General features: G+C 68.0%; 10 protein-coding genes and 2 pseudogenes. 6 read left to right on the top strand and 6 right to left on the bottom strand.

What is annotated here, in order from left to right:
* Positions 1–334: 334 nt before the first annotated feature.
* Together ABZ893_RS02775 and ABZ893_RS02770 are read left to right on the top strand one after the other, a co-directional pair.
* Entirely contained in the window at positions 335–1,231 is an 897-nt protein-coding gene (locus ABZ893_RS02775; protein WP_361395606.1) for an S-4TM family putative pore-forming effector, read from the top strand.
* Entirely contained in the window at positions 1,228–4,836 is a 3,609-nt protein-coding gene (locus ABZ893_RS02770; protein WP_361395603.1) for a hypothetical protein, read from the top strand. Before ABZ893_RS02775 ends, ABZ893_RS02770 begins: the two co-directional genes overlap by 4 nt.
* Here the strand turns inward: ABZ893_RS02770 and ABZ893_RS02765 are convergent.
* Positions 4,833–5,372, bottom strand: a complete 540-nt coding sequence (locus ABZ893_RS02765) for a hypothetical protein (protein ID WP_361395600.1) — start codon at positions 5,370–5,372, stop codon at positions 4,833–4,835. The genes ABZ893_RS02770 and ABZ893_RS02765 overlap by 4 nt on opposite strands.
* 248 nt (positions 5,373–5,620) lie before the next feature.
* On the opposite strand from ABZ893_RS02765, the gene ABZ893_RS02760 reads away from it, so the two are divergent.
* Entirely contained in the window at positions 5,621–5,878 is a 258-nt protein-coding gene (locus tag ABZ893_RS02760; protein WP_361395597.1) for a hypothetical protein, read from the top strand.
* A gap of 87 nt (positions 5,879–5,965) precedes the next feature.
* Here ABZ893_RS02760 and ABZ893_RS02755 read toward each other — a convergent pair whose 3' ends face one another.
* From ABZ893_RS02755 to ABZ893_RS02740, 4 genes and pseudogenes are all read right to left on the bottom strand, one after another.
* On the bottom strand, positions 5,966–7,060 hold the full coding sequence (locus ABZ893_RS02755) for an integrase core domain-containing protein (RefSeq protein ID WP_361395594.1): 1,095 nt from the start codon (positions 7,058–7,060) through the stop codon (positions 5,966–5,968).
* Entirely contained in the window at positions 7,036–8,220 is a 1,185-nt protein-coding gene (locus ABZ893_RS02750; protein ID WP_361395591.1) for a hypothetical protein, read from the bottom strand. Before ABZ893_RS02750 ends, ABZ893_RS02755 begins: the two co-directional genes overlap by 25 nt.
* A 192-nt stretch (positions 8,221–8,412) precedes the next feature.
* Positions 8,413–9,504: pseudogene (locus ABZ893_RS02745) on the bottom strand (integrase core domain-containing protein).
* A 72-nt stretch (positions 9,505–9,576) separates the two neighbouring features.
* Positions 9,577–9,860 (bottom strand): annotated as a pseudogene (locus ABZ893_RS02740) (integrase); the annotation flags it as partial.
* Positions 9,861–10,234: 374 nt separating this feature from the next.
* Here ABZ893_RS02740 and ABZ893_RS02735 point away from each other — a divergent pair.
* On the top strand, positions 10,235–10,933 hold the full coding sequence (locus ABZ893_RS02735; RefSeq protein ID WP_361395589.1) for a Crp/Fnr family transcriptional regulator: 699 nt from the start codon (positions 10,235–10,237) through the stop codon (positions 10,931–10,933).
* 20 nt (positions 10,934–10,953) lie between these two features.
* On the opposite strand, the gene ABZ893_RS02730 is transcribed toward ABZ893_RS02735, so the two are convergent.
* On the bottom strand, positions 10,954–11,487 hold the full coding sequence (locus ABZ893_RS02730) for a Pycsar system effector family protein (protein WP_361395586.1): 534 nt from the start codon (positions 11,485–11,487) through the stop codon (positions 10,954–10,956).
* 318 nt (positions 11,488–11,805) lie between these two features.
* On the opposite strand from ABZ893_RS02730, the gene ABZ893_RS02725 reads away from it, so the two are divergent.
* The gene (locus ABZ893_RS02725; RefSeq protein ID WP_361395584.1) at positions 11,806–12,594 is read left to right on the top strand and encodes a hypothetical protein; all 789 of its coding nucleotides are present in this window, start codon (positions 11,806–11,808) and stop codon (positions 12,592–12,594) included.
* On the top strand, positions 12,591–18,002 hold the full coding sequence (locus ABZ893_RS02720) for a tetratricopeptide repeat protein (RefSeq protein ID WP_361395581.1): 5,412 nt from the start codon (positions 12,591–12,593) through the stop codon (positions 18,000–18,002). The genes ABZ893_RS02725 and ABZ893_RS02720 overlap by 4 nt, the downstream gene beginning before the upstream one ends.
* Positions 18,003–18,168 lie beyond the last annotated feature (166 nt).

The raw sequence follows: 18,168 nt of genomic DNA, 5'->3' as shown, positions 1-18,168 counted from the left end.
GGCATCACTTCCTGGCCCGACCGAAAGCCACTCCCACCAGCAGAAACTCGGCTATCAAGTGCGGAACGACAACAGGTACTTAGAGAGGTTGAAGAACGCCATGGGCGGTGTCGATCCTGCCTACGGCGTCCAGTGCAGAGGTCCGAAGGAGGTGCAACAACAGGCCTTGGAGCTGGACTTCGAGTTCGCGGTGCCGCTTCGCCAGACCCGTGTACGGCAGCGGTATGCGGGCCGGTGTCGGCGCACAGTCAGTTACCGGAGTCAACTGACTGTACCGCTAGGGATACCAGACGTGTGAAACTCACTACGTAGATCTGCACACGGGGGAGGGACTTTGACGAGCACTCAACCCATCGCGGACCGGCAGGAGAGCGTCGCGGCCATGCGCGTGCTCAAAGCCATCGCCGTGGCTCACCTCCGCAACCAGCGGGCGCAGACGCTGAGCTTGAGTGTCTCGATCGTCTTGGCAGTCGCTGGCCTGCTGACCGGCTCGGGTTCGCGATACGGCACCGCCATCACTCTCGGTGGCACTATCTGGGCCGCCCTTTACATGGGAGTGATGGCACCCTGGGCCGCGCGATACCTGCGGATCGCCGCGACTCTTCAGGAGATGTTCGACGCCGACGTACTTGGCCTGCCGTGGAACGGCGTGGCGGTCGGGAGCCGTATCGGCGACGAAGAGGTGAGCCGACTCAGTCGGCGCTTTCGCGGCGGCGAGGACCGGCTTCGGGGCTACTACCTCGTGCTGGACTCCGCCGCGCCCTACGACGTGCTCTTCTGCCTTGAACAGAACCTGGCCTGGGGATCCCGGATTCGACTTCGCTTCGCCCAGCTGATGCTCGGCGTGCTGGTGCTGTGGTCCGTGGCGGGGATCCTGCTAACTCTCGCAACCGGCGGGACGGTAAGTCGGCTGGTCACCGGGTGGTTCGTTCCCTCGCTCGGCCTACTGCTCCTGTGCCTGGAGATGTACCGCACGCAGATGACGAGCATTCAGGAGAGGCTGCGAGTCCTGGGGCTGGTACGTGCGGTCATCGACGACCCCACGTCACCGGTGATCGCCACACCGGACGGGGTGACCCGCTTCGCCCGCCAGGTCCAGGACACGCTCTTTCAGATGAGACGGCTCCAGCCGCGCCTGCCAGCCTGGTACTTCCGGCGCTACCACGACCAGGACAAGGGCGATTTCCAGATCAGGATGCGAGAACTGGAATCGAGGTTCCCCCGATCATGACCATCTTGGAGGAGCTGACCCACGAGTTCGGAGACGCCGACGTCGCTTCGATGATCATTGAGTCGTTGCGCGGCAACGGCTTCGAGATCCGTAGCGGCACCATCGAGGAACGCAGTCGTGGCTTCAGCGGGGCGCGGCTGGCGAAGGCGCTGGTGGTCCACGCCAAGGGAAAGCCCGAACCGCGTTGGTGTGTGATCAAGTACTGTCCGCCGGTGCCGTTGAAGCACCAGCGGGAGAACCAACGGCATTCGGACGCCCTGCAGGAGGTGCCCGAGGAATTTCGCCAGCACCTCGCAGAGATCGCCTTTCCAACGGCCCACTGTCCTCAGGACGCTTTCGTCGTCGGCCAGTTCAACGTGGCGGGCATTCCGCTGGGGAAGGTGGATCCAGACCGACTCGCCAACGCCTGCAAGACGATCTGGCGCAGGATGCTCCTGGGGTGGACCGGCGACGAGTACGACAGTGAGCCGACGACGGTGGCCGGACTGCTGACCCGCGAACTGGGCGACGGCTTCAAGACCGGCGGGTGGCTGCACAGCTGGGCGCGAACGCGTGGTCTGCTCACGCCCGACCTCCTGGAACTGCCGGGTGAAAGTGAGCCGTTGCCCAACCCGTGGCGGCTGTTCGCCGAGGGCACGCCCGCGACACGGAGAAAGATCCACTGTCTCGTGGGCCGGACGCACGGCGACCTGCACGGGGACAACGTCCTCGTTCCTGTGTACGACGGGATCGTCGAGGCGGACCACTTCCGGCTGATCGACCTGGCCACCTACGACGGACGGGCGCCGCTGAGCCGGGATCTCGCCACCTTGCTGATCTCACTGTGCTGGCGGGAGATCGGGGAGTCCTCTGCTGGCACCCAGTCGACGTTTCTCACCTATCTGGAGCGCGACAAGCGCGGCAAGCGCCGCGATGGCGGCATGCCGGGCAGGGTGCGAAAAATCATTGACGCGCTCCGGGAGCCCGCATTCCAGTTCGTTGTCGACAAACACGGGGATCCTGAGCAGTGGCACACGCAGCTGAAGGTCTCCCTCCTCGCCCAGGCGATGCTGCACAGCGCGTACGAGAGCGGTACACCGGATGCCCGCCGGTGGTGCGCACGGCTGGCTGGGCGGCTCACCCGGGTCCTGCTCGTGCCGCCGGCCCCGGAGGCGGCCAGGCCGGAGTTCTTCGACGCAGGAGCAGACCTCGGGACGACCGGCACGGTGGCAACGCGGACGGCCGGCCGACCGGCGCGGGGCATATCCTCTTTCGTCGACCGCGAGGATCCGCGCAGTGACCTCCGCGCGGCGCTGGACGACCGGACCACCCCCGTCATCGTGGTCAGCGGCCCGGCCGGGATAGGCAAGACGGCGCTGGTGCGCGAGGCGCTCGCCGACCTGGACTGGACGGATCCGGACGATGAGTCCTCGGTGGTTCGCTGGCACGACGCCACACCGTACGGGGAGATCGGCGTGACGACCCTGATCGAGGACATCGAGCCACCAGGGGCGGGCCAGGCGGCCGGCCCGTTCGCACGAGCACGCCTGGAGATCGCCCTGGACGGCCTCGACGCAGCTGGCGGCTTCCGGCGGGTGATCGTGATCGACTCGGCGGAGAACCTCCTCGGGGACGGGTACGTCCTGCGCGATTCGGAACTCGACCTGGCGCTGGAGACCGTACAAGGTCGGCCGGATCCGCTCGTCAAGATCGTCTTCGTGTCGCAGCACATGCCCGAGGCGACGACAGGTGTGGCGTGGACGGAGAAGGCCGTCCATATCAGCCTCAGCGGACTCCAGGCACCTTGGCTGCGGAAGCATTTCGCCGTACTCGACCCCAGCGACACGTACGGACTGGCCGCCCTGCCGGAGAACGATCTACGGCGCGTTCACGGTCGTCTAGCCGGCAACCCGCGGCTCGCCGAACTTCTCTCCGCAGTCATCGGCAGTGATCCGCCGGCGTTACAGATCCACGAGGTCGGAGCGTGGCTGTCCTCCATGCCGACCAGCGAGGTGCATGAACGCCTGGTGCACATGTTCGTCGACCACCTTCCCGCCGAACAACAGCGGGTGGCTGAGGGGCTGGCGGCGCTCGGCATTCCGGCCGGTACCGAAGCCGTCATCGGCATCCTGGAGCCGTATGTGCCGGCGTACCGGATCGAGCCGGCTTTGCAAGCGCTTGTGGCGGCCGGTCTAGTCCTGGAGAGACGGGACGGCCGCCGGTATCTGCGAAAGAGCGAGATCGAGGCGGTCCTTGGCCGCCTGGCCGCTGGTGACTTGCGGGCGGACGTGGGTGAGCTGCCGACCCGGCGCCTCCTCTTGATGCGAGCGGCCGGGGTGTTGCAGGGCATGCAGAAGGACGACGATGACGTCCACGGCATGGTCGACCTGCACGCGCACTTCGCGCGCGTCGACGTCTGGCTCCGGGCCGGACTGTACGACTGTGCGTACAGCGTCATCGAGTCGATGGAAGATCTGGTGGACCGCTGGGGCAGCGGGACCGAGCTGCGGACCCAGCGGGAAGCCGTGCGTGGACAGCTCGGTGACGATCGGGAAGGCGAGATGTTGAACCTCGCCGGGCTGGGGGACATCTACTCGTACAGTGGCGACTTCTCCGCTGCCCGGTCGGCCTACCAGATCGCGCTCAAGATGGCCCAGGAGGACCAGAACCGTGAGGCGATACGCGGTATCCACATCGGTCTGGGTGCCATGTTCTGGGAACACGGCTACCTCGCGGAGGCCGAGAAGCACTTCAGGTGGGCATGGGGGCTGGCGGGTGAGGACGACGACGACGGCGGCGACCGTGCCGCTGCGCTGACCGGACTGGCCGACTGCCGACAGCGGCAGGGCAACTACCGGCGCGCGATCAAGGACGCCTTGTCGGCTTTCGAAGCCGCCCACGAGACTGATCCCGAACTGGCTTCCGGCGCCGGGCTGAGGTTGGCCCGGTGGTTCGCTGAGCTGAACGAGATCCCGGACGCGCTGACGATGCTGGCCAGGTGCGACGAACTGGTCACGGCCCGCCCCGATCCATCGCTCCAGGCTGACCTGCTCAGCGCGAGGGCCGAGCTGCACCTCTATCGGAACAGATACGGCGAGGCGCGACGGGTGGTCGAGCGGGCGATCGGTATCGCGCGCGACCACCGGGACCCGGTCAGCCTGCGGCGGTCGCTCACCGTACTGGCCCTCACGCATGTGCACTTGGGCGATTTCCCGGCGGCACGGAAGGCGATCGAGGAGTCGGCCCGCTACAGGGTGGCCGGAAAGGAAACCGTGGAACTCGCGTTGCGAGGGATCATCGCGCACCGCTCCGATCTCCCGGGCACCGCGAGGAACCTCTTCCAGCAACTCCACGACGAGACCGGCCAGCGCACCACGGCGGATGCGCACGACCTGGTCGCGTGGGACTTCACGGGTGTCGCTAGGTGCTACTTGGTCCTCGTCGACGAGGCGGATCCCGCGACGGCGCTGGAGGCGTTCCGTCTGGCACGCCCTGAACCGGCCGAGCGGACCCCCGGGCTGGACGATCGGCTGAGGTTCATGGTGGAGATCCTGGCCAACGGCGATCCGCGCCTTGACCCGGTACTCACGCAGTTGGCACGCATGCGACCGGGCCCTGTTGGCTAGTTCTCGAACCAGCCCTTGTCGTGCGCCAGCACGATGGCCTCCAGCCGGGTACTGACACCGATCCGCTGGTAGAACGCCCGGAGCAGCCGGTACATCGCCCGCTCCGAGTAGCCGGTGTCCGAGGCCAGTCGGGACACGGTCCATCCGTCGGAGAGCCGGCGCAACCAGGCGATCTGCTCCGCGGAGGGAACCGAGCCGCGCGGGGCCCGGCCGCCCCGGCCGGTCACCAGGAGATCGGCCACTGCGGTCGGCATCACCGCTTCGCCGTCGAGGGTCGCGGACACCGCCCGCTGCAACGCCGACACCGTCGCCTCGCGCGCCACCACCGACCGGGCACCGGCTCGCATGGCCCGCACGCCCAGGGAGGCATCGTCAGCGGACGGCAGCGCGACGACGAGCGGGCGGGGCCGTAAGCGGCACAGAGCGGTAAGCCGGTCCAGGTCGTCTGCAGAGTGGAGGGTCAGCAGCACCACCCCGCCCGGGTGTTCACGCAGCCAGGCTTCGGTGTTCGCGGGTTCCTCGACGAGGTGCCCCAAGCTCGACAACGACGCTGCGACGCCATGCCGGAACACCGGCAAGGGGTCCAGGACCGCGACATGAACGGTTGCCGTGATCTCTGTCCCTCCCTGTGACCGCCGCGCTGCCGCCCGGAACGCAGCCGACAGCTTAGGGCGGGTCAGGAACCCGCCAGCGGGCGGTCATGGGTGCGCACGATCAGTCATGGACCTGCAACGCTCTGCTCCCCTAGCGTCGGATCACTCATCGACGCTTGGGGGAGGCGTGCATGGTCTACTCCGACAACTCCGGTCGACGCATCCGGCGGCGCGTGAAACGCCGCAGGCAACCGGCCGGCAGTAAACCCGACGAGGCCAAGTCCCGGTACATCCGCCAGGTCGCCGAAGAAAACCCGAGGTTCACGCCCGAAGAGGTGCACGCGGAGATCTACTACAACCGAGGCCGTCACGACATTTCCAAGGACATGGTGCGCAAGGTCCTCGGCACACCTCGCCCCAGATTCCCTCTGTGGCCCTTCGGCCGTTGACGAGGTGAAGCAGAAAGGCGGCAGCAAGTTGACCGCCGAGATAGACGGTGAAGACATTGCGCCTGCCGAAAATCCCATCCGTGCAGCTCATGCGGCATGTTGGTATTCGTGGAGGACTCCGTCGAGGCGGTCTTTCCGGCGTGTCTTCAGTTGGGCAATCTGTGCGTTGGTGAGGGGGTCGGTGGCGGCGCGTAGGGGCGCTGCTTGTTGCATTGCCTGGTGGGGTCGGTGGGTGTTGTAGTGCAGCTCGAACTGGCGCAGGGCGTGCCGCAGGTGGTGCTCGTTCCGGATCAAGGTGCGGTCGAGGAGTTCGTGGCGGCAGGTCTGGACCCAGCGCTCGATGATGGCGTTCATGCGTGGTATCCGGACGCCGGTGAGCACGGTCTGGATACCGGCATCGCACAGGATCTGGTCGAAGAGAACAGGGAATTTCGCGTCCCGGTCCCGGATGAGGTACCTGGCCCTGGTTCCGGCGTCATCGAGGTCCATGACAAGGTTCCGGACGGCCTGGGTCACCCATGGTGCGGTGGGGTGCGCGGTGGTCCCCAGGATCCGGATGCGGCGGGTGGCATGCTCGATGACGGCCAGGATGTACTGGCGTTGGCCGGTCAGGGGGACGGTCTCGATGAAGTCGCAGGCCAGGAGGACTTCGGCTTGGGAGCGCAGGAAACCGGCCCAGGTGGTGTTACTGCGGTGGGGTGCGGGGTCGATGCCTTCGGCTTTGAGGATCTCCCAGACGGTGGAGGCGGCGACCTTGATGCCGAGGGTGGCGAGTTCGCCGTGCACCCTGCGGTAGCCCCACGACGGGTTCTCGTGGACCAGGCGCAGGATCAGCGTGCGGATCGAGTGAACAGTGGGTGGGCGGCCTGGTCTCTTCGGCCGGCAGGTGTGGGCGTGGCGCTGCTTGATCAGGTTGCGGTGCCAGCGCAGCACGGTGTCGGGTTGGACCAGCAGCCGGAGTCGGCGCAGAGCCTGGCGCGGGAGCGGCGTCAGCACAGCGGCGAGGAAGGCTCGGTCCTCTGGTGTGAACTTCACTCGTTCCGGGTCGAGTTGTCGTTCGAGGACTGTGATCTGGTGGCGCAGGGCAAGGATCTCCGCATCCTTGTCGCGGTCGCTCATCGGTAGCAGTCGCAGCATGACGAACGTGTTGGTGACGGTCAGGTAGGCGAGACGAAGCAGCACAAGTGCTCATCCTGCCGCAGCATCGCACAGACCCCTGAGCTGCACGGACGGCATTCTCGGCAGGCGCAGAGCTCCTTCTTGCGCAGGTCCAGGTAGGTGCGGAGAGCCTCCTTGTGCTCGTCGGCGTGGCTGACCGGTTCCAGGGGCGGGCTCATCGTGCGCAGGGTGTCGTTCAGCTCGGCGAATCCGATGCCCAGGTCGCGCCGCAGTTCGTCCGTACCGCGCGCCGCACGGGCCCTGGCGATGAACTCGGATACGGGGACTGGGAGCTCGGCGGCGTACTCCTCGAGGCGAGTCTGGAACTCCCGGGTGTCGTCCGGCGGCGGCAGGAACAGCGAGTTCGCCGTCTCCGTGCCGAGCAGGTGGACGAGGAAGGGCCAGCAGCGCTCCAGGACCACGCCGACGGCCCCATCGATCCGGCGGCTTGTCTCCTCGACCTGGTGGACGGTGACTTCCAGGGCGTCGGCGAGCTCCTCCTGACCCGGGTCGCGCAGATCAGCGTGGCGGGAAGCGAGCTGGTGGGCGGCGAGGCGCAGCCGGTCGCCGAACTCCCGCCGTCCCAGCAGCTCGGCGACCGCCATCACGATGCGGGTGGTCTCGGGCCAGCCCGGCTCGCCGGCCGGGGTGAGGACGAGCGGATGCTTCGGATCGGGCAGTGGCAGCACTCCGCTGAGGCGGCCCGGCAATGTCACTGGCCGGCCGTCGAGCTCGATTTTCCAGGAGCGGTAGCGGTGCAGACGTACGCTCCGGACCAGGGACGTCAGCTCGCTCAGCTCGGCCTCGCTCGCCGGGGGGCCGCGCGCCAGGTGGTCGGAGAGTACGCTCACGGCCAGCGCGAGCCAGGGCAGTTGCTGGACCAATTGCTCTCCCATGGCCGCGGGGTTAACCCGCGTGCCGTCCACGGTCACCGTGAACTTCAGGTCGTCGGTATGCCGGACGGTGGTGGGGTTTTCGGCCGCCAGCAGTTCGGCGGCCTGCGCCGAGACACCGGGAAGGGTGAGCAGGGGGCGCGCCATCTCCCGTATCAGCAGGGGCGTCAGGCTGTCGCGTTCACCGCTGACGTAGAGCACGGTCCCGGCATCACCATCGCCATCGCTCTCCCCGCCGTCCAGGGCGGACAGCGGTACGCTGATCAGCCGGTCCCCGGACGCTGCCATCATCTTTTGGGGGCCATTCCAGTACATCCCGGTGAACCAACCCTGAACCCCGCAAGCGCCCAATGGAGCGCTCAGCGTTCGAGCGTCTGTCATGACGTTTTGCCTTGGAGTGAAGCGGTCTGGAGTATCGAAACCGCTCGGCAATCCAGGTGACGTCCTCGCCATTGCGCCTGCCGAAAACTCTATCCGCGCTGTTCAGGCGGCATGTTGGTATTCGTGGAGGACTCCGCCGAGGCGGTCTCTTCGTCGTACGTCGAGGTGGGAGATCCGTGCAGGGGGAGCGGTTCGGGGACAGCGCGTAAGGGTGCTGCCTGATGCATTGCTTGGTGGGGGCGGTGGAGGTTGTAGTGGAGTTCGAACTGGCGGAGCGCGTGGCGCAGATGTCGTTCGTTCCAGATGAGGGTGTGGTCCAGTAGTTCATGGCGGCAGGTTTGGCCCCAGCGTTCCATGATCGCGTTCATGCGCGGTATTCGTATGCCGGTTCGCACGACCTGAATGCCGGCGTCGGCCAGGATCTGGTCGAAGAGGGCGGGGTACTTTGTGTCCCGGTCTCGGATCAGGTACGTGAGGGTGGCGTTGGCGTCCGTGAGGTCCATGGCCAGGTTCCGGGCTGTCTGGGTCACCCAGGGTGCGGTGGGGTGGGCAGTGGTGCCGAGGACCGGATGCGGCGCGTGGCGTGTTCGATGACGGCGAGGATGTACTGGCGCTGGCCGGTCAGGGTGATGGTCTCGATGAAGTCGCAGGCCAGGATGGTGTCGGCCTGAGATCGCAGGAAGTCGGCCCAGGTGGTGGCGGCCCGGTCTGGCGCGGGGTCGATGCCTCGGAGGTGAGGATTTCCCAGACGGTGGAGGCGGCGACTTGGATGCCGAGGGTGGCGAGTTCGCCGTGCACCCTGCGGTAGCCCCACGACGGGTTCTCCCGGATTAGGCGCAGGATCAGCACGCGGATTGAGCGGACCGTGGGCGGCCGGCCCGGCCTTTTCGGCCGGCACGTGCGGGCAGGGCGCCGCTTCATCAGATCGCGGTGCCATCGCAGCACGGTGTCTGGCTGGACCAGTAACCGGAGCCGGCGCAGGACCTGACGGGGTAGGGGTACCAGTAGAGCGGCAAGGAATGCCCGGTCTTCCGCAGTGAACTTCACCCGGTCCGCGCCGAGCTGCCGCTCCAAGACGGCGAGTTGGTGGCGCAAGGCGAGGATCTCCGCGTCCTTGTCGCGGTCGCTCATCGGCAGTAGCCGCACTGCGGCGAACAGGTTGGTGACGGTCAGGTAGGCGAGGCGCAGCAGCACGAGTGCTTATCCTGCCGCACTGTCGAAGGCGCTCCTGAGCCGCATGGATGACATTTTCGGCAGGCGCAGTCCCTCCAGGTGCATGACGAGATTCCTCGCGGCCTGGGCCACCCAGGACGCGGTCGGATGCGCGGTGGCGCCCAGGACATGGATCCGGCGATGTTCGATCACCGCGGACACGTACAACCGGCCCCGGACAAGGTGACGGTCTCGAAGAAGTCGCAGGCCATTAGCGCGTCGGCCTGGGAGCGCAGGAAGCCGGCCCAGGTATTGGAAGCTCGTTGGGGTCCCGGTTCGATGCCGGCCTCCTTCAATATCTCCAATACCGTGGACGCGGCCACCTTCACCCCGAGCACGCCACCCGCCGCGTCCGAATCCTCGGCACCACCGCGCACCCCACCGCGGCCTGGGTGACTCAGGCCGCCCGCAACCTGCCTGCACTGAGCGCAACTGCGTCGTAAATGCCATCCAGGGCGCCTCGACCGTCAGTGCCCGAGCGGCGTTCGGCGGTGCAGATGATTGCCGAGGCGGCCGTCGAGATGAGAGCCCCGGGTAAGTTGCGTCTCTCCGGGGCCCTCCGTCCTGCTAGTTGCTGGACTGTCGGGGGCGTGTGGCGAGAGTTGAACTCGTGTTTTCAGCTTGGGAAGTGACGGTACATGCGGTCGCTGCGGAACCCTTCCGGGGAAGCCGACATGATGATGTGCTGTGACCGGAAGACAGGAGGATGCCCATGGCTGTTCTCATCCGGCCCGACGAATGGCCCGAACGCAGTTTGTTGGGAATGTTGTCACCCCCGGCCCGGGAGAAACTGCTCGGCCTGGGTATTGAAGTCCGGTTCGGCGCGGGTGACGTGCTGCTCAGGGAGGGGTGGCACGACAGGCACGCGTTGCTGTTGCTGTGTGGTTTCGTCAAGGTCACCGCGACCGTGGAGAACGGCGAAACTTCGCTGCTAGCCGTCAGGGCTGGTGGAGACACCGTGGGCGAGATGGCGACCATGGACGGAGCGCCGCGCTCGGCGACGGTCATCGCCTGTGGCCCGCTGACCGCCCGGAAACTGTCGGCCGACGTACTGCGGGAGTTGTTGCGGAGCAGTCCCGAGATCTCGATGGCTCTGATGGGGATCATCGCCAACCGTCTGCGCTGGGCGAATCGTCGGCGGCTCGACTTCCGCGGATACCCAGCGAAGGTGCGGCTGGCCCGGCTGCTGGTGGAACTGGCCGAGTGCTACGGATCTCCCCAGGCCGAACAAGTGGTGATCGGCTGCTCGCTGACACAGCCGGAGCTGGCCACGATGGTCGGCGCCGCCGAGACGACCATCCACAAGGTGCTGAGTGAACTGCGCGGGCAGTGCCTACTGATGACCGGTTACCGTACTACCACGATCTTGGACCTCGACGGCCTGAAACGTCTCGCGGACCTGGGCCCCTGACAGCCGTAGCCGAGTCGACGTCAGATCAGCGCCGGCAGCAGGGTCGCGCTTAGCCCCGCGCTCACCCCCATGATGGCCGTGCACACCACCGCGCCCGACAGCCAGCGGTACTTGCGTACGGCGACATGAGCGAGGAACCGCACGGTGTGCGACAACTCCCGGCGATCTGTGGCCTCGTCCCGATTCGCGTCGGCTGAGGACGGCGGATCGGAGGGCAGGATGTCTGAGCCCGACGCCAGCTGGACGAAGCAGTACCTGTTCCCGGCCGGGCCACCCAGCATCCGCGGCCACAGCGTCGCCGCCAGGCACACCACGCCCCCGACCAAACCACAGACGAACAGAGCCAGCGACACTCCTGCGAATGCCCCAGCCGCGCCACCCCGTTCCCAGGCGGACATTGACCGGCCGATCCAGGACCCCGCCGTGCCGGCCAGCGCCGCCTGCGCTGCCGCCAGGATCCCGGCCTTCGTGTCCGCGTGCTGGTGGGTCGTCTGCAGCGTGGTGAACATGTACTGCGCGGGGTGGTCGCCCGCCGCCTGTCCGGTCGGTGCCATGGGGTCCCTCCTCCGGTCGATGAGAACGAGTTCCGTCCAGTAAGCGGGCGAACGTCCCGAACGGACCAGTCACTTGTACGGGTTCTCGCCCCCCGATTCTCCGGACCTCGGAAACCCTCGTATTTCTCAGCAACCCGTACTTCCACAGGGTTCACACCGGAACACGGATGTACAACTGCTGTGTGCCGGCGCCCGCCTACGGGGAGCGGGCGGGCGTCGGCGTCCCCGGCGAGTGACTGTGGAGCAAAGCCATGGCTTTGAAGGGGATTTGAGAAATACGTAAACCTCCCCTCCAAAGTTCGTGTACCGAGAGGTGTCATGACAGGGAACGGTGTGGACAGGCCTGACGACGTACGGGCGTTCGGGCGCAGGCCGCTGCTGACGGTTGACGCGAAGGGATACGGCGGCGTCGGCGCGGAGACGCAGCGTCAGTTCCAGGAAGCGATCGTGCGGTTGCTGGACGAGGCGGCTGTCACCGCCGAGCTGGACCGCGAGGAATGGGTGACGCAGGAGGGCGGGGACTCGCTGTTCGCTGTTCTGCCCGCGGACGCCTCCGAGCCCGCCTTGGTCGACACATTCATGCGTGCCCTCGACGCCGGTCTGCGAGCCTTCAACTCAGGCCGGGAGCGGCAGCCCTGGCTCCGGCTGAGAGGGGCCGTCCACTTCGGCCCGGTGGCGCTGGGCGCCAATGGCTTCGTCGGACGGGCCGCGGTCGAGATCAGCCGCATCCGCGACTGCGCGGCGCTGCGCACCGCCCTGGACCGGGCGCCGTACGCCTGCCTGGCCGTCGCGGTTTCGGAGACTGTCTTCGACGTTGTGCGGGAGACGTACACCAGTATTCCTGCGGATGAGTTCCGGCAGGTGAGTGTCGAGGAGAAGGAGCACCGGGGGGAGGCATGGATCTGGCTCCCGGGCGCCGATGTACGGCGGCTGGACCTGGAACCGGATCCGCAGGAGACCGCTCCGGGCTCCGGGCCCACTGTCGGCAACCTGCGCAGCGGGGACGGCAGCGCGATCGCAGTGGGCCACGGGTCCAGCGCGAACGTCACCAACGGGCCCGGCGGCCTGCCCTCCCCGGGCTCCGGAACCGCAGGTGACCGGCCGTGACCGAGAACTCTTCCGGGTGGCACGAGGTGGACGGCGCGGCGGAGGGCCCGGGCCCGAGCGTCAACTACCTGCGAAGCGGCGAGGCCAGCGCGATTGTCGTCGGGCATAGCGGCAAGGCAACGGTTACCAACGTCTATGGCGCACGCCTGCCCGCGATCGAGGAACTCCCCGCCCCGATCGCTCCTGAGTCCGCATGGCTGATGACGCAGCCCAGCCGCCTACTGGACGCGCGCAGCCACGTCGTACCTTTCGTCGGCCGGGAAGCCGAGCTGGAGCGGCTGCGGCAATGGCGGGACGCCGGGGACGCGCGAGTGTCGGTCCTGCTGCTGCACGCCCCCGGTGGGCAGGGCAAGACCCGGCTCGCCACGGAGTTCGCCGAACGGTCCCGGAGCCCGGAACTGCCGGCGGCCGAGCGATGGCAGGTGCTGCAGGCGGGATTCCGGGGTGCCCTCGTCGGACCGTCACCGTCGGGCGGCGGAGCCGCGCAAGCAGACGCCGAGGCCGGCGTGCTCCTCGTCGTCGACTACGCCGACCGGTGGGCACACAGCGAACTGGAACGCCTGCTCTCCCACTCCGCCCTCAACCTGCAGCGGCCCACCCGGATCCTCCTGATCGGCCGGACCGTCCGATGGTTCGCAGCACTCCGCGGTGAACTCGGCGAACGTCGTGCCGCCGCCGACGACCTGCTGCTTCCCTCGTTGGCTGCGGACCGGACGCGGATGTTCACCGCCGCCCGTGACCGCTACGGCGCCACCGACCTGTACGGCCTGGAGGACACCGCCGAGATCCAGCCGCCGGGCTCCCTCGACAACCCGGACTTCGGCCTGACGCTGAACCTGCACATGGCCGCGCTGGTCGCCGTCGACGCCCACGCCCACGGCAAGAAGCCGTCGTTCACCGAGCCGCACGAGTTGTCGGCGTACCTGCTGGACCGTGAACGCCTGGCATGGCAGCGGCTCTACGACGCCGGCAGGGAAGGGCAGACCTACCGGACCGACCCTGATGTCATGGCTCAGACCGTGTTCACCTCCGTACTCACCGGAGCGGTCAGCCACACCACGGGGAAACGTGCCTTGCAGGCACTGGACCTGCCCGAACACTCCGGCTATCTCCTGAAGGACCACCGGTTCTGCTACCCGCCCGCGGACCGGGCACTGGTCCTGGAACCCCTCTATCCTGACCGGCTCGCGGAGGACTTCCTCGGCCTGCTCACACCCGGGCACGACATCACCTCCTACGAACCCGACCCCTGGACGAGCGATGTCCCCCGAACCCTGACCGCGCAGAGCGGTCTCCGGACCGTCATCGCCCCGCGCGCGGTGACCTTCCTCGCGTCCGCCGCCGGCCGCTGGAGTCATGTCCGCGAGGACGTCGTGTACCCGCTCCTACGCAGCGATCCCGACCTCGCCATCGCCGCCGGTAGCCCGGCTCTGACCACGCTCGCCGCGCTCGCCGACACAGACGGCCCGAACGGCGCGGAGCGCGGCCTGCTCGACCCCGACCTGCTGGCTGTGCTGGAGGCCGTTGAAAGCCGTATGCCCGGCCACGACGTCGACCTGGACATCGGCACCCTGGCGATCACGGAGGTCCTGATCGCCCACCGCCTGGCCACCACGCCGGAGCCCGGCGAGCGTGCCAAGCTGTACGGCACCCTGTCGTGGCGTCGCGCCAACGCAGGCCGCAGGGAGGAGGCGGTCGCCCCGGCCGAGGAGTCCGTACGCCTGTACCGGGAGCTCGCCGAGGACGAGGAGGGCACAGACACCGAGGCCGGCCCCGAACACCTTGGCCGCGTCAGCGCCCTGGCGACCTCTCTGGCCACTCTTGGCGACCGACTGTCCGCCGTGGGCCGGCTGGAGGAGGCGCTCTTCCTCTCCGAGGAGTCCGTGGCGATCAGCCGCCGCCTGGCCGAGGCCGACCCTGCTACCTACCGGACCGGCCTGGCGACGTCGCTGACCAGCCTCGGCAACCAGCTCCACCGCCACGGTCGCCGGGGGGAGGCGCTGACCGCCATCCAGGAGGCCACCGACCTGAATCGGGAACAGGCGGAGAGGAACCCCACCGCCCACCGGAGGGACCTCGCGATGACGCTCGGCAACCTCGGGCTGCACCTGTACGAGGCGGGCCGCAAGGAAGAGGCCCTGGCCGCCGCTCAGGAGGCCGCAGACCTGTTCCGGCGACTGGCCGCCGACAACCTCGGCGCCGACAACCGTCACTTGGCCATGGCGTTGACCAATCTCACGCTCCCGTTGCGCGATCTGGGACACATGGCGGAGGGCTTGCCCGTCGCCCAGGAGGCCGCTGACCTGTTCCGCCGACTGGCCGAGGTGAATCCCGCCGCCCACCAGCCCGATCTGACGCACGCCCTGCTCAATCTCGGCGAATTCCTCGCGGAGCTGGGACGTGATCAGGAGGCGCTCGCTCCGGTCCAGGAAGCCGTGGACATCCAACGACAGCTGGCTGAGGACGGCTTCGGCGACCAGCGCCTCCACCTGGCGGACTCGCTCAACGGCCTCGGTATCCGGCTGTGGCCCCTGGGCCGCGAGGAAGAGGCCCTGGCCGCCGCCCAGGAGGCCATCGACCTGTATCAGCAGCTGGCCGTCGCCCACCCCACCCTCGACCTCCCCGGACACCGGAAAGCCCGGCAGCTCATGTCCCTTGCCCGGAAGGACCGCAGGGAGCAGGCCCGGGTTGCCCGGCAGGAGGTTGCCGACCTGTACCGGCAACTGGACGACGCCGGCCGCGGCACCAACCTCTCGTCCCACGCCACGGCGCTGGAGGCCCTCGGTAAGACCTTTGCCGAGCTGGGGCTGCCTGAGGAGGCTCGTTCGGCCGTGGAACGGGCCGTCACCGTCCACCTAGAAACCGGCGGCCGGCGAAGAGCGGCGGAGCTACTCCTGGACTTCGGCAGGTCCCTGACCGAGATGGGGCGGAGCGAGGAGGCGGTCACCACGTACGAGCGGGCCGCCGTCCTCTTCCACGAGGTCGGCGATCCTGGTCTGGAGGCCGCTGCGCTGGCCAACCTCAGCTCCGTTCTGGCCGAGTTGGAGAGGACCAGCGAGGCCGCCGACGCCTCCGGGCGGGCCGCGGGCCTCTACGAGGAAGCCGGTGAACGGCACCTGGAGGCCGTAGCACTCACCAACCAGAGCCACGCCCTGACGTCGGCGAAGCGCTACGAGGAGGCGGTGACCGTCTCCCGGCGCGCCCTCGACGTCTTCGAGGAGAACAGCACGGGTGCCGCACGGGGCGCGATGCTGCACAACCTCGGTCACGCGCTATTGAAGCTGGGCCGGTTCGAGGAGTCGCTCGCCCCCACCCGGGAGGCCGTCGCCGACTACCGCGACAGGGGCAGGCGCAGCATGGAGGCCGACTCCCTGCTCAACCTGGGCCACGCCCTGGACGAGCTGGAACGGTACGAGGAGGCGGTGACGGTCTATGAGCAGTCCGCGGCCCTCTTGAGCGAGACCGGTGAACGCGAGGCCGAAGGCCGGGTGCTGTGCATGCTCGGCGCGGCCCTGGGCAGGCAGCGTCGGTTCGAGGAGTCCGTCACCGTCACCCGGCGGGCCACCGCACTCCTGCGCGAGGCCGGCGACCACCGGAACGCCGCTCAGGCACTGGTCAACCTGGGCAACACCGCTGCGGAGACGGGGCAGTTCGCCGAAGCCGCCGCCGCGTGCGGGAAGGCAGCTGCCATCTTCCGAGAGGTGGACGACCACGACGGCGAAGCCAACGCGCTGACCAACCGGAGCAACGCGCTGGCGAAGGCAGGTCGGTACGAGGAGGCCGTCACCGCCTGTGAACAGACGGTCGCCCTCTACCGCACGGCGGGCAACGGTCCGCGTGAGCGCACGATGCAGAAAGTCCTCGGCACCCATCTGTTCGACGCGGGGCGGCCCACCGAGGCCATCACCGCCCTGGAGCGGGCAGTCGCGCTCTGTCAGGAGGCCGGCGACCGCCACTCCGAGGGCCAGTCGCTCTTCAGCCTCGGCTTCACCCTCGTACGCATGAAGCGGTACGCGCATGCCGTCGCCCTCTGCGAACAGGCCGCCGTCGTCTGCCGCGAGACCGGCGAGCGCGACACCGAGGGCATGGCGCTGGAGTGCCGCGGGACCGCGCTGGCAGCACTCGACCGCACCGAAGAAGCCATCACCACCCGTCGACGAGCTGTCGAGGCGTTCCGCGCCACGGGAAATCTCAGCTCGGAAGCCTCGACGATGGGGGAACTGGGCTCGGACCTGGGCCGGGTGGGCCGGTACGCGGAATCCGTCGTCGCCAGCAGGCGGGCCGCCGAGCTCTACAAGCGGCTCGGCGACGACCGTGGCGAGGCCAAGGCTCTGTCGAACCTCGGTCTCGGTCTGCTGAGAGACGGCCACTACGAGGAGTCCATCACGGTCTGTTCACGGTCGGTGGCCCTCTCCCGCGAACACCGCGACGTGTACGGCGAGGCGGATGCACTGGAGAACCTGAGTAATGCCCTATCGTCGGCGGGGCGGATCACCGAGTCCATCGCGGCGGCACGGCGATCCATCGACTGTTTCCGGGAGTCGGGCGACGAGCGCCGTGAAGCGGTGGTGCTCTACGCGCTGGGCGAGGTCCTCCATGGCGCGAAGCGGATCGAGGAAACCGTCTCTCTCTACGAACGATGTGCCGGCCTCATGCTGAAGCTCGGCGTCACCACCCTCGCAGGCTCGGCCCTCCTCAACCTCGCCCGCGCCCACGAGGCACTGGACCGGCCGGACGACACCATCACAGCCCTGCGCCGAGCGGCCGTCGTCTATGCGGACGTGCGTGATCTGGACAGCGAAGCCAATGCCTGCTCTCACCTCGGCCGCGTGCTCGTGACAGCGGAGCGGTACGCGGAGGCCGCCATCGCCTACCTGCGATCCGCCACTGCGTATGGCAAGACCGGCGATCGCCGTGGCCAGGGCACCGCCCAGCTCGACCTGAGCAAGGCACTCCTGAGGGCAGGCGAGTTGGGGTCGGCCGTCTCCTACGGCCTGCAGGCCGCCTTCCTGCACGGCCTGATTCTGGGCCGTGCCTCCGAGGGCCAGGTGCTCTACCACCTCGCCAACGAGTTCGTGAACGCCGCACAGCAGCAACCGTCCCACCCGCTGCTGCAGCAGTACCTGAAGGAGTCACTCCCGCTGGTCCGGCGGTACCTCACGGTCTGTGAGGAGACCAAAGATCGGCGTGGAGAAGCCACCGCAGTGCTCCTGCTGGGAGGCCTGCTGGTGGATGTCCAGCAGTACACGGAGGCCCTCACCGTGAACCGGCGGGCCGTCGAGTTCTACGAGAAGGGCACGGCCACCGGCCTTGCCGTCAAAGAAGACGCCAACGCCATCGGCCTGCAGATCGCGCGGAGCCAACTTGCCAAGGCTGAACGAGGTTTGAAAGGCGGCCGCCACTGGTGACAGGAACCTGTCCTGCGTGAAAACCCGAGTTCGTGCCGTTGACCTGCGGCATTCCGCTGAGGGAGGGATGTCGCTCCGCACCGATTTGCTCGGCGGACTGATCCGCGAGTACCAGCAGGAAGCCTGACCGCGCCGGGGTAAACGACCTGGTCAACCGCTTGAACCG

Source organism: Streptomyces sp. NPDC046821 (assembly GCF_040645335.1).
Taxonomy (GTDB): Bacteria; Actinomycetota; Actinomycetes; order Streptomycetales; family Streptomycetaceae; genus Streptomyces.
This window is presented reverse-complemented; position numbering and strand designations above follow the sequence as displayed.